At 70.0% G+C, this 12,486-nt stretch carries 8 protein-coding genes; all 8 read right to left on the reverse strand.

The annotated features are described in order from the left end of the window. Window positions 1-70: 70 nt before the first annotated feature. The gene (locus ACZ6JY_RS03745; protein WP_469191838.1) at window positions 71-1,513 is read right to left on the reverse strand and encodes a DUF6177 family protein; all 1,443 of its coding nucleotides are present in this window, start codon (window positions 1,511-1,513) and stop codon (window positions 71-73) included. Next, window positions 1,510-5,517, reverse strand: a complete 4,008-nt coding sequence (eccCa, locus tag ACZ6JY_RS03750) for a type VII secretion protein EccCa (protein WP_469191840.1) — start codon at window positions 5,515-5,517, stop codon at window positions 1,510-1,512. Before eccCa ends, ACZ6JY_RS03745 begins: the two co-directional genes overlap by 4 nt. Further along, window positions 5,514-6,728, reverse strand: a complete 1,215-nt coding sequence (locus tag ACZ6JY_RS03755) for a hypothetical protein (RefSeq protein ID WP_469191841.1) — start codon at window positions 6,726-6,728, stop codon at window positions 5,514-5,516. The genes eccCa and ACZ6JY_RS03755 overlap by 4 nt, the downstream gene beginning before the upstream one ends. A 14-nt stretch (window positions 6,729-6,742) precedes the next feature. Beyond that, on the reverse strand, window positions 6,743-8,080 hold the full coding sequence (eccD, locus tag ACZ6JY_RS03760) for a type VII secretion integral membrane protein EccD (RefSeq protein ID WP_469191941.1): 1,338 nt from the start codon (window positions 8,078-8,080) through the stop codon (window positions 6,743-6,745). Between the two features lie 76 nt (window positions 8,081-8,156). Continuing rightward, window positions 8,157-8,453: a hypothetical protein gene (locus tag ACZ6JY_RS03765; RefSeq protein ID WP_469191843.1), complete on the reverse strand. Its 297-nt coding sequence runs from the start codon at window positions 8,451-8,453 to the stop codon at window positions 8,157-8,159. Window positions 8,454-8,493: 40 nt separating this feature from the next. Further along, window positions 8,494-9,357, reverse strand: a complete 864-nt coding sequence (locus ACZ6JY_RS03770) for an immunity 49 family protein (RefSeq protein WP_469191845.1) — start codon at window positions 9,355-9,357, stop codon at window positions 8,494-8,496. Continuing rightward, the gene (locus ACZ6JY_RS03775) at window positions 9,354-11,918 is read right to left on the reverse strand and encodes a hypothetical protein (protein ID WP_469191847.1); all 2,565 of its coding nucleotides are present in this window, start codon (window positions 11,916-11,918) and stop codon (window positions 9,354-9,356) included. The genes ACZ6JY_RS03770 and ACZ6JY_RS03775 overlap by 4 nt, the downstream gene beginning before the upstream one ends. Window positions 11,919-11,923: 5 nt before the next feature. Beyond that, the gene (locus ACZ6JY_RS03780; RefSeq protein WP_469191849.1) at window positions 11,924-12,316 is read right to left on the reverse strand and encodes a DUF6507 family protein; all 393 of its coding nucleotides are present in this window, start codon (window positions 12,314-12,316) and stop codon (window positions 11,924-11,926) included. Window positions 12,317-12,486: the final 170 nt, after the last annotated feature.

Raw genomic sequence — 12,486 nt, forward strand, 5'->3', positions numbered from 1 at the left:
GCGTGGCTTCCGCAGCGGACGCACGCCGTGCGAGGCCCCGCTACCTCGGGGAGACAGCCCCGGGGCTGTCTCATCTCCCCGCCCGGGCCGTCGCGAGATGTGCGCGGAGCCGTTCGAACCTCGCCCATGCCTGCGGGTCGCTGCCGTCGCCCAGTACGTAGTGGAGTGCGGGCCGAGTCGGCGGGCCGAGCCGGACCGGGTGGACGCCCTCCTGTGGCTGTTCGGCGTGCGCCAGGCCGATGCCGCGCACTGCCTCCGTGCCCAGGGTGAAGGAGAGGGGGAGGGGCGGGGCCTCCAGCCTGGGCGGGACGGTGAGGTCCCCGCGTGCTGGGCGGAGTGTGGTGAGCATGGAGGTCAGGGCGTGCTCGGTGGCCAGGGTCTCGGCCAGCGGGGCGATGGCGTCCAGGGGCGGGGCCTCGTCGGTGGCGTAGCCGAGGGTGAGCGTCGTGTGTTCCTCGATGCCTGCCGAAGTGTGCGTGATGTGCGTGGTCGCGATCGCCGGGCGGTCGGGGGAGCCGACGGCGGTCAGCCACGTGGGGGCGGACCGCTGGGCGCGGGTGCGGGCCAGCTCGGTCAGTTGGCGGCGGGACCAGGGCAGGGCGATGGGCTCGGCCGTGGACCATCCGGCCGGTGCGGTGCCGGTCAGGGCCCGCCACGCTGCTTCCAGTGCGCCGCCGAGCAGGAGGTTCTCGTCGGCGGGGTGCGCGGTGTGGAGGGAGAGCATCAGTTGGCGTTCGCCCGTAGTGGCGGAGGCGGGGTCGGGGTCGGGCTTGAAGGCCTCCGCGATCAGAGTGTTCCCCTCCGCGGACTTTGTCGGGGTGAACTTCCCTTCCTCCCAGCGGAGTTGGGCTCCGGACAGGCCGTCGTAGTAGCCGCAGTCCGGGTCCTGCACGACCCAGCGGTTGGGGTGGCCATGGAGTGCGTTGCGGGTCGGGAGCGTCAGATTCGTGCCGGGTGGGGTGACGATCTGCAGGGCGCGGTCGCTCGCGGCGGCGGTTCGCAGGGCGTCGGCCAGCCAGCTCGTCATCGCGATGACCGGGCGGTCCTGGATGACGACCGCCGCCTTGTCCGTGAGGACGTCGACCGCCGGTGGTGTCACCTCGGATGCCGGTGCGGCGGTGGCCGCCTCCGAGGTCAGCGGGACGACCTCCGTGTGGGCCGCCTCCGGTGGCCAGACCGTGCCGCCGAGCACGGTGGCGACGCGCCCGGCGAACGAACCGGCCAGCCGTTCGCCCTCCTCGACCGCGGTCGTGGCGCGGGCCTCGGTCCACCAGTAAGGCCCTTCGGGCGGAGAGACGTCGGCGCCGAGCAGGCGCCGCGCCTCGCCGGGGACCTGCACCAGCAACGGTGCTTCGACGGAGACCAGAGGGCGGCCGTTCGGGGCGCAGAGCTGGACGACCGCCCCCTCGGCCACCGACTGCACGCCCAGGTCGGGGCCGCCGGCGAAGAGGCCGGCGAGCAGGGTCTTGATGTCGGGCATCGTGGGGGTGAGGGCGATGACGTCCTTGGTCACGGGCGCTGGTTCTCCGCGGTGTCGTCGGCCTCACGCGGTTCGGCGAGGGCGGTCTGGATGAGCTGGTGGCGGCGGCCCCGGCGGACCAGGGTGCCGCGTCCCGGGGGTTGAGCGGACGCGTAGAGGCCGGGGAAGAGCTGGCCCTCGGTGCGGTCGCCGGTCATGAGCAGGGCGGTGGTGCCGGTTTCGCGCAGAGTGGTGAGGAAGGGTTCGTACAGGGCGCGGGACGATCCGGCGACGCGGCGGGCGACGACGAAGTGCAGGCCGATGTCCTGGGCGGAGGAGATGTAGGGCAGGAAGGGCGCCAGGGGTTGCTGTCCGGCGGTGGTGAGGATGTCGTAGTCGTCGACGAGGATGACGATGCGGGGGCCGGTGAAGGCCGGCCCTTCGGTGATCGCGTCCGGGTCTGTGGTCTCCGGCAGGCGCTTGTCCAGTTCGCCCGCGATGCCGGTGGCCAGGGCGTTGGCGAGTTTGGTGTTGTGGGCGTAGCCGCCGCGGTAGGGCTCCGGGACCACGCCGCGCAGGCCGCGGCGGGGGTCGAAGACGCCGAAGACCAGTTCCTCGTCGCTGTGGCGGTCGATGAGCTGCCGGGTGATGAGCTTGAGCAGGTTGGTCTTGCCGCACTCGTTGTCGCCCAGGATCAGCAGGTGCTGGTCCTGACCGGCCAGGTCCAGGAAGGTCGGGGCGAGGGTGTCCTGCTCGACGCCGAGCGGGACGCGCGACGGCTCGGCGGCGGGGGAGGGCAGCTTGGCGGCGGGCAGGGCCGTGGGCAGGACCCGTACGGGCGCGGCGAGTTCGCCGTGCCAGCCGGCTCGCAGCGTGCGCCCGGCGCTCTCCAGGGCGGGGGCGAGGTCGCCGGTGGAGGGGCGGCCGTCGATGCGGGGCAGGGCGGTGTGGGCGAAGAGTTTGGCGTCGGTCAGTACCCGGCCCGGGGTGTCCGCCGTCAGCGTCTCGGACAGTTTGCGGTCGACGCTGGAGTCGGAGGGGTCGTTCAGGCGCAGTTCGACGCGGCTGCCGAACATCGACTGGGTGGCGATGCGCACGTCGTTCCAGCGCAGCATCCCGGCGACGATGTGGATGCCGTAACCGCTGCCGCGCTTGAGGAGGTCGGCGACGGTGTCGTCCAGTTCGGCGAACTCGTCGCGCAGCGCGCCGAAACCGTCGATGAGCAGCACGATGTCGGTGGAGCCGAGTCCGGCCAGCTTGCCCTGGGCGCGCAGGCGCCGCAGTTGGCCGACTGAGTCGATGCCGTGCTCGCGGAACAGCTCCTCGCGTACGGCGAGCTGGGCGCGGACCTCGGCGACGGTGCGGGCGGCGCGCTCGTGGTCGGCGCGGCCCGCGATGCCGCCCACATGCGGCAGCCCGGACAGCGCGGACAGGCCCCCGCCGACGAGGTCGAGTCCGTACACGGCGACCTGATCCGGCGTGTGGGTCAGGGCGGCGGAGAGCGCGAGGGTGCGCAGCAGGGTGGTCTTGCCGGACTGCGGGCCGCCGATGACGGCGGTGTGCCCGCCGGCGACGGTCAGATCGAGGATCCAGGGTTCCTGGTGCTGCTTGGCGGGGTCGTCAAGGACGCCCAGCGGTATCCGCATGGGGCCCGGCTCAAGGGTGAGGTGCAGGCCCCGCTCCGAGGCCCGCAGGGGTCCGGCGGCGGCGTCGAGGGTGATCGCGTCGGGCAACGGCGGCAGCCAGATGCGGCGAACCGGCGGCGCGGCGGTGCACAGTTGGTCGACCATGGCCGTCAGGACGGTCGGGCCGGTCTCCCGCTCCCGCATCGCGGGTTCCTCCGGTACGCCGGTCGCCGGGTCGTGGCCGGTGTTGAAGGTGGGGTAGGGCCAGGCGAGGGGCTCGGAGTCGGCCTGTTCGCGCGGGGCGGGGCCGCGGTGGGCGCCGGAGACGTATCCCGCCTTGAAGCGTTCGTACGTGGAGGTGTCCACCTTGAGATAGCCGAAGCCCGGCAGCGGTGGGAGCTGGAAGGCGTCGACGGTGTCCAGGACAGTGCGGGACTCGTCGGCGGAGAAGGTGCGCAGGCCGAGCCGGTAGGAGAGGTAGGTCTCCAGGCCCTTGAGCTTGCCGGACTCGATGCGCTGGCTGGAGAGCAGCAGATGCACGCCGATGGAGCGGCCGATGCGGCCGATGGACAGGAACAGGTCAATGAAGTCCGGCTTGGCGGTGAGGAGTTCACCGAACTCGTCGATGACGACGAACAGGTGAGGCAGCGGTTCAAGGTCCGGCCGCTTCTCGCGCAGGGTGGTGTAGTGGCCGATGTCGGCGACGTTCCCCGCGTCCTTCAGCACCTGCTGGCGGCGCTTGACCTCACCGGCGAGGCTGGTGTGGACGCGCTCGACGAGACCGGCCTGGTTCTCCAGGTTGGTGATGACCCCGGCGACGTGCGGGAGCGCGGTGAACGGCGCGAAGGTGGCGCCGCCCTTGTAGTCGACCAGGACCAGCGCCAGGTCTTCGGGGGAGTGGGTGGCGACCAGGGCAAGGACCAGGGTGCGCAGCAGCTCGCTCTTGCCGGAGCCGGTGGCGCCCACGCACAACCCGTGCGGGCCCATGCCGAGTTCGGAGGACTCCTTCAGGTCCAGGAGCACCGGCTGGTGCCGGTCGTCGAGGCCGATGGGTACGCGCAGGAAGTCCCGTTCGCCGCGCGGCGCCCACAGCCTGTCGAGATCGAGGGCGGCCGGGTCCTCGATGCCGAGGAGAGTGGGGAAGTCCACGGGGCCGGAGATCGGGGTGCCGTCGGCGGCGGACTCGGCGGAAAGCCGGAGCGGGGCGAGCATGCGCGCGAGACCCTCGGCGCCCGCGACGCTCATCTCGTCCGCGGTGCCACGGCTCGGCGGGGCCTCGGGGACGCGTAGATCCTCGACGCTCACCTGGTCGCCGTCGACGGTGATGCGGATACTCACCTGGTCCGGCTCGTGCACCTGCTGCTCAAGGAGATGCAGCACGGTCACGCCCATGGCCGTGAGGTCGACGGCCGAGTCGGGGCGTTCAAGTTCGCCGGCCGTGCTGCCGTGGCAGTCACTGACGACCACGAGACGGTCGGACATCCGCAGCGCGTGCCGGTCGGAGAGACCACGGCGTACCTCTGCCGCGTACGAGGCGCGGCGCCGCAGGTCAGGGGCGCACTGCCGGGCGAGCTGACCGAGGCTGGGGGCGATCCGCCGCGCGGCGACCGGACCGTCGTCCTGTCGCGTGTCGAGGACGTGGGGCAGCCATTTCGCCCACTCCCACTCGGGGAGCCGGTCCTCGGGCACACCCAGGGCGATGGCCACGTCGTCCGGCGCGTGCGTCACGGAGGCCTGGACCAGCAGGGCGCGGGCCACGCGCAGGACGCCGTCCCGGTCACCGATGATGCTGACGTTGCCCGCGCGGTCCAGCGGGGCGGTCAGCGGGAAGTCGGTGGCGGTGGTGAAGCGGTGCTGTAGCGCACGAGCCTCATTCAGCATGAACGGGTCGGGCGGGGTCAGCACGCCGCTGCCCGAACTCTGCCCGATGGCGATGCCCTGCACGGGCACGTCACCGGTGCCGAGCCGCACCCGCAGGAAATCCGCGTCCAGACGGCGCCGCTCCCAGAGCCTTGCGGGGTCGCGCGCCAGGTCGTACAGGGCGGCGGGGGGCGGATTGAGTACGCGCGCCTGCCGCCTCAACTCCCTTTCTGCCTGCCCCAGTTCGTCGCGCTGCTCCTCCACGTACTCCAGATAGCGTTCGCGCTGGACGCGCCGGGTTCGCTGGGCCTTGCCGCGCTGGGACAGGAACAGCGCGACCGCGCCGAGCAGCGCGAAGACGAGCACGATCGCGCCGACCGCGGCGAACTGGCTGTTGCGGATGACCGTCATCATCACGACCGAGCCCATGACACCGGCCATCGGAAGCAGCGCGGTCGCCGCGTTGCCCATCTTGCCCTCGGGCAGGTTGGGCGGCGGTTCGATGGTGCGCTCGGGGGCGGCGGCGAGGGGCTGGGTGCTGCGGGCCGGGCGGTGGACGAGACGCCGGGTCATCGCACCCGCACCGCCCTCTGCATCGCCTCGGCTGCCAGGTGGACGGCGGCGTCTCGGGTGCTCCGGCCGAGCATGCGGGTGTGGATGGGGCCTCCTTGGGCCAGATGCCGGTCGTAGGGGAGCGGGACGACGGTCACCCCGGTCTCCCGCAGGTGCGCGGCGGCCGTCTTCAGATCGAGCGTGGTGTCAGGGGAGTTGGCGCTGAGTGCGACGACCGTGGTGGCCAGTGCCGAGTGCGGCAGCCGGGCCAGCCAGTCGAGGACGACGCGGGTGCCGTTGACGCCCTCGGCGGTCATCGGGGCGACCACCACGCGCGCGTGGGCGGTGTCCATCGCGGTACGGGCCACCTCGCCGGGCAGCGACTCGCAGTCCACCACGGTCACGGCGAAGTAGCGACGCAGGGCGAGGGTGACGGTGCGGTAGGTGGGTACGTCGAGCGGGGCGCCGACCCGGCCCTGCCCGGCGGGCAGCAGCCATCCGCCGTCGGCGACGGGCACCAGGTAGCCGGTGACGTCGGTGAGCTGCATGGCCGGGCTGAGGATGCCGGCGAGGTCGGCGGCCGCCCAGCGCACGGACTCGGCCCCCAGCCGCACGGGCAGCGTGCCGAGCGCGGCGTCGGCCTCCAGGGCGAGGACCGGGTCGTGCCGGTAGTGGTTGAACGTACGGGCGAGCAGCGCGGAGACGGTGGACTTGCCGACGCCGCCGCGGATGCTTGTCACCGCGATGACGCGCCCGGTGGTAACGGGCCGCTGGACCTCGCGGGCGAGCCGCGTCTGCTCGGAGGTCTCCCGCCCAGCGGACGCGGCGAGCTTCCGGATCGAGCGCCCGGTACGGCGGACCGCGGAGTCGCCGTGCTGGGGGCGTCCGAGGGCGATGGCGAGGCGGGGGTCGATGGTGGGGGCGGATTCGGGGGTGGTGCGTGTGGGGGTGCCGCTTGCGGGAGCGGTGCTCGTGGGGGCGTTGCTCGGGGGGACGCGGCTTGTGGGGGTGTTGGTGGGCGAGGTGTTGCTTGGGGTGGTGTGGCTCGGGGTGATGTGGCTTACGGGGGTGTTGCTGGGCGAGGTGGTGCCTGGGGTGGTGTTGCTCGGGGTGGTGCCGCCCGTGGGGGTGCTGCGCGTGGGGGTGCTGCCGGCGGGGGTGCCGCCCGCCGAGGTGCCGCTCGCCTCCAACTCGCGCAGGAGATCCCGCTGCCAGTCGCGTCCCTGAGCCATGCTGCCGCTCACCCCTACGCGAACGTGTCGAGCAGTCGCCCGTACACACCGAAGGCCCCGATGACCAGCGGCAGCATCGCGATCACACCCACCGACTCGACCACGTCACCCATACGACGAAGCCGCACCCGCACGTGCTCGGCGGGCTCCACTGCCAGCACCACCAGCGGTACGAGTGCCAGGGCGACCAGCACGGCGAGCGGCCCCACGGCAGCGGCCCGCGCGAGCCACACCACCATCAGCGCGACGACGATCACGGCGGCGGCGACCAGCAGCCCGACCACTTCGGCGACCAGCGGAAAGGCACGCGCCCGCAGGGCGAGGACGACGGCGGTGACGACCGCGAGGAGCACGGTCCACACGGTGGGCGCGCGCAGCACCATCACCCCGGCGGCAGCGGCGGAGGTGGACAGCACGACGGTGGCGAGGGCGAGCCCCCGGTGGGTGGCGGTGAGGGCGGTGCCGACGCGGTACCGGCTCACGGAGGTGCCACCCGACCGCCGGTCGTCGAGACCGGAGAGCCCCGAGGCCATCAGGGCGAGCCGAGGCAGCACTCCGAGGACGACCACGGACACGACGGCGAGGAGCGCGCCCGCACGGGCCTGCTCGGTCTCGGTTCCGGCACCGCCCTGGAGAGCGACGGCCGCTTCCCAGGCGACAAGACACCCCAAGAGGGCTCCGGCGCCGATCAACGCGCCGCGCCCCAGCGGGGAGAACCAGCCGAGGAGCAGCAGCGCACAGGCCAGGCTGATGGCGATCCCTGCCAGGAGCATGGCCCCCGACCAGGAGTGGGCGTCGCCGAGGGTCCATGTGCCGAGGACGCCCAGGGCGCCGGCCGTCACGATGAGGGTGGCGGCAAGACCAGCCCGCCGCAGCCACCCGAGCAGAGCTCCGGCGAGAGCCGCCACGCCGGCGGCACCGAGCAGCGCGTTACCGACGGCAGCGGGCTCGACGTCCCGCCGTGCCAACACCCCACCGACCACGGCCCAGATGACGGTGGTCAGCCCGGCGACCACACGCCGTGCGGCGGGGCGCCACCGCCAGGCCCGTACGTCGAGATCGTCGGCGGCTTCATCGGTGACGTCGTGGACGACGGGGGCGGAGGGCGCGTCCTCGGCCCGTACCAGCCGTAGCACGGCACCGTCCGGTACGCCGGCGGACTCCAGGGTGCTGTCGTGCGCGAGCGCGGAACCGTCGGCGGTCACGAGGTGCCGCAGCATGGGCCGTTCGGCGGCCTGGTCACCAAGGAGCCGCAGCACTTCGGGGAGCAGCAGCCCGATCGGCTCCTGGGAGGGAAGAACGAGATCCACGCGCCGCCGCTCGCCGACCAGGGTGACGCGGCTCAGGACCATACGACTCGTACCGCCCGTACTACCCGTACCGCCCGTGCGGCTCAGCGGCCCCGCAGATATCACGCGTTCGAACCTATCATCGAGAGGAAGGGGTCATAGAGGGCGAGGAGGCCGGAGTAGACGTGGACGCCGGACTGGACGGTACGGAGGAGCTATAGGGCCCCTTCCCGATGAGCCGATGCGAGATGAACGACCACCCCACGCACCCGGCACACAACACGGCCGCGATCACGACCCCGGCAAACACTTTCCCGAGCCGCTCATCCACACTCCGCCGCTGCCGCTGCGCCCCGAAGAGCAACGCATCGCGGAGCCGCCGCCGCCGAACGGAAACGGACTCCAGTAGCTGACTGTCGTAGTCCTGGGCTGTCATGGGTGTCCGTTCCGATTCCTCGTTCCGTCAGAGCTCGCCCTCAGGTGGGGAACTCGCCGAGCCAACTGTGCTGCAGGAGGTGCTTGGGCAGGTAATCCGACTCGACTCCGATGGGGAGTTCTCCGTCGTACGCCAGACACGCGATGGCCAATGGGCCGAGGGCGATGGCGCCGTCGATGTTATTCTTTCGCTCTTCGGTCAGGGTCCAGTAGGCCTTGTGTAGCTGCAACGCCTCGACAAGAGTTGCACCGAACCCCTCTTCGTCCTTGGTCACGAAGCGGTAGAAAAGATTGATGGGCGGATAAAGGATGCCGTCCAGCAGATCGCGTGGGGCGGTCCGTGCCACCGATGGATCAGAAGCGTGGAAGGTGTCCGTCAGTTTCTCCACCAAGCCAGGACGGCGCAGCCAGTAGGTCTGCAGGGTGTCGACCCAATGGTAGATGTACTCGTCGTACTGCCCATCGGGGGCGCGCAAGCGGTCCAGCGGGATTTCGCACAGCTGCGTCATCCGCTCTTGCTCGCGGCAGATGACGGCCAGCCAGAAGGCCTGGAGCCACGTACCCGCGTCAGCTGTGGAGAGGGGGCCGATGAACGGCAAGCTGCGTACCTTGCGGTTGATACGGCATTCGACAGTGCCCTCGCCCTGGCCCGTCACGGTGAAGAGCGCCGAGCCGAGTTGCATCGCCGTTACTGCGGCCTCCCATGTCTCCACCGCTGCGGCCCTTGGGTCGACGACACACCGGGCTCGCAGGTTCAAGACCGATGTGTTGAAGACCGCGTCGATGGTGGAGGCGGACCCCTCAAGCTCGTCGACTCCTCCGAAGAAGTACTCCTGAAGTTGTTCTGCGAACTGGTCGGCTTCAGGCCCTGACGGCAGCTCGTGACGCTCGACTGGCACGGTCATGGAAGGGTTCCCTTGCTGATGTCGAACCGGCGATACCTGTACCCAGTGTACGTTCCTGCGTTCTTCTCGCCCTTGACGACTACATACTGTAGCTTCCCCTGGTCGAAGTGTTTCAGCGCCGTCCTTATCTTTCCCGCCACCTTGTACTCTCCACGTCTCTCCATGGCCGCCAGGATATCGAGGAAGTACTCCCTGCTCCCTTGAGACACTTGTCGACCGTTCGGCAGCGTGCGCCTGCCTAGTTCTGTGGTTGGACTACTTTTAGCTTCGACAACGACTACTCGGCCATCAGAGTGTGTCCACACCTGATCGAACTGGTCGTTTCCGCTCTTCGGGCCGAGGAGGCGCTCTTCCATGAAATCGCCGTACCTATCGGCGATGTAATGATGTCTGGCCGCCGCCTCGCCGAACGCCTCAGCTTCGCCGCCCATTCGCGTATGTGATTCCTTGTACAAACCGCGAGCCTCACCCCACTGTGCGGCCGTTTCGACGGTTCCATGGGCCTTATGGGCTGTTCCGGTTTCCGCCTTCAGGCCGGCGACCAGGTTGTCCCACTTGATTGCAAGATGGCGTTTGAGTGCCGCTTCCTCGAGTATTCGAAGACGAGTCGACTTCTTTACGGTGCCCTCGTTTACGGAAATGTACCCATTATCGAGAAAGCGAGGTTTGGGAGGTGCTGGTACGTCTTTGGCGCGAACCCACGGCCCGTCCTCGGTAAATCGAGTGAGCTGAGGCGGTGTGTACCCGCTCTCGTCGTAGCGTTCCAACAGCCTGCGGGTTCCGTCTTTACGGTAATAGAACTCGTGGTAGCCAGGTTCGTGATTGGCCCGATAGACCTGGATGTCTTCGATCTGTTCCAGGGTGAGTGAACCGCGAGGCCCGTATGGATTGCTGCTCCCGCGCATAAAGGCCGGACGCTCGGCCTGCCGCGGCGCATCTCCGCCACGCTGGGCTGTATCGGCAGCGCCTCCTCGGCCTGAACCCGACAGGTCGTCGTCGGCCGTCACCCCGCGACCCGTGGCGCCACCACGCTCGGTGTCACCGGTTGCTGCGTGCCCAGTTGCGCCGCCCGTGGCTGACGCGTCGCTGTTCCGCGAGCCTGCTGACCCACCACCTCCGGAGCGGCCACCGTCATCTGCGGTTCCTGCCTGAGCTCTCCCGGTCGGTGGCTCGTGGCCGACCTGCGAGGGTATGTTTCCGTGTGCATGCGCGGCAGCCGCAGGCACACGGGACCCGGCGCCGACAAGCACAGGGCTCTCGGGCGCCTCTCCCCGGGCAATCGTCGTTTCGCTCGACGCCGTGTCCCTGATCGGCCTGCCCTCGGCGTCCACCCGGATGAATTTGCCGTCCACGACGATGACCCTGTGGCCGCCGATCTCAAGGACGCTGTGTACGCGCTGGATCTCCGGCGTGGCTTCGACCTTGGTGCTGTAGCGGGTTGCGAGTTCGGAGATCGTCGGCACTTTGCTGACCGCCTTGCCGCCCACGGCGAGCCCCGCTGAGAGCGGGTCCGCATATGTGCCGATCTTCGCGCCGATCCCGGCGGCCTTGGTCCCCAGGCCGACCTTGCCGGCAACGGCGCCGCCCTTGGCGACTGCGCCCAGCGGTCCGGCGGCGAGCGTCAGGACGTTGAAAGTGACCGTTCCAGCGGCCTGGACCGGGTGCTCCTCCCACTGGTCCCAGGCCACCATGGCTTTGCCGAACTCGCGGAAGGCGGCCTTCTGACGCGTGCCGGTTTCGCTGTCCTTGTCCGCGAACATGGTCTGATCCATGACCCAGTCCAGTGGAGTCACGATGTACCGACCGGCGCCCGCGGCGGTATCCCCGAGATTGCTCCAGGCTTCCTTCGCCGAGCCACCGATGCCCACCAGAGTTCCCAGCCCCTTGAGGCTGGCCCCCGCGCCGTTGATGACGAAGCCGTCGATCGCGAAGTGCTTCAGGTGGCCGAGGACGACCGCGGACGTGGAGGTGTCGCTCACCGGGCTGCCCCACGGCAGTTCCTTCGCCTGGTTGAGCAGGTCGGCGTCGTAGCCGTACATCACCGTTTGCTCGGTCGCCTTGTGGCTGCCGTCGTCCTCGATGTACTTCGGGCCGCCCACGATCGCCGAGATCTTGGTGGCCGCGCGGCGCTCGGCGGCTTCGAAGGCGCTGCTGGTCGCGTTGACGTCCGCCCACAACTGGTTGTTGCGGGCGACCTTGTCTTCGTCGTCCGTCCAGTCGTCATCGTCTTCGACGCCGGCGGCGAACTTTTCGGCGTCGCCTCGTAGCGACTCCAGCTTCTTCGCCAGCGGACGCGCTTCGGCGACGTACGTGTCCAGCGCGTCCGCGACTGTCTCCAGATGCGCGGCGAAGGTGTCGGCCCCGTCCATCACCGGTTCGGTGGTGGAGAACAGATCCTCTGCCTCCGGCGCCACGTAGTACGCGGCGAGCATCTGGAAGCGGGAGTGAATGTCGGCCCCACCGTTGCGGATGCCTGTCGCGTCACTGCGCAGCGAGGAGGCGTCCTTTGCCAACTCTTCCCAGTTGCCGGAGAACTGCGGTATTCCCCTCGAATCGATCATGTCTGTCACTGGAAACCGCCGTCCCGGCGGGCCGTCGGCAGAAATACCGTCACTTCAGCCGCCTGGGCGGCCTGTTGCTGGGCGTTCGCAGCCTGCTCCAGATCGCCGGCCACGTAGTGGTTGGTCGCCTCGATCGCGCCGTTCACCGACTTGACGGAGCGCTTCCTGAGGAAACCCACATCGCGGGCGGTCTCCGCCACGAAGAGGCGCAGTGCCGCGCCGACCGGACCGATGGGCGCGGCCCCGCACTGCGGTGGGCCGATCGTCCCGGCCGCCCCTGCCGCGCTCTCGATGTGCTCCCCGTACGCCTTGACGTCCTTGGCCACGTCGTCCATCGCCAGCCTCACCAGCGACGTCACCGAGTCCACCCCGGACGGCGAGATGTCCCACGCGGGCATGCCGAAATCCCCCTGTCAGTCCCCGTAATGTGCTCTGCTGTCCGTGCTCTCGACGGTCAGCCGATGTTGTCGACCGCGGCTCTGGCCTTGGCGAGTGTGGTCTGTGCGGTGCCGTCGTTCTTTTCCAGCGTGGTGCGTACGAGGCGGATGATGTCGCGTACCTCGTTGGC

The sequence above is a fragment of the Streptomyces sp. NPDC046335 genome (assembly GCF_055587985.1).

Bases quoted from the DNA above. Each gene is read 5' to 3' on its own strand.
- eccD (WP_469191941.1), bottom strand. From the start codon at position 8,080: ATGGTCCTGAGCCGCGTCACCCTGGTCGGCGAGCGGCGGCGCGTGGAT.
- ACZ6JY_RS03780 (WP_469191849.1), bottom strand. From the start codon at position 12,316: ATGCCCGCGTGGGACATCTCGCCGTCCGGGGTGGACTCGGTGACGTCG.
- ACZ6JY_RS03765 (WP_469191843.1), bottom strand. From the start codon at position 8,453: ATGACAGCCCAGGACTACGACAGTCAGCTACTGGAGTCCGTTTCCGTT.
- ACZ6JY_RS03775 (WP_469191847.1), bottom strand. From the start codon at position 11,918: ATGATCGATTCGAGGGGAATACCGCAGTTCTCCGGCAACTGGGAAGAG.
- ACZ6JY_RS03755 (WP_469191841.1), bottom strand. From the start codon at position 6,728: ATGGCTCAGGGACGCGACTGGCAGCGGGATCTCCTGCGCGAGTTGGAG.
- eccCa (WP_469191840.1), bottom strand. From the start codon at position 5,517: ATGACCCGGCGTCTCGTCCACCGCCCGGCCCGCAGCACCCAGCCCCTC.
- ACZ6JY_RS03770 (WP_469191845.1), bottom strand. From the start codon at position 9,357: ATGACCGTGCCAGTCGAGCGTCACGAGCTGCCGTCAGGGCCTGAAGCC.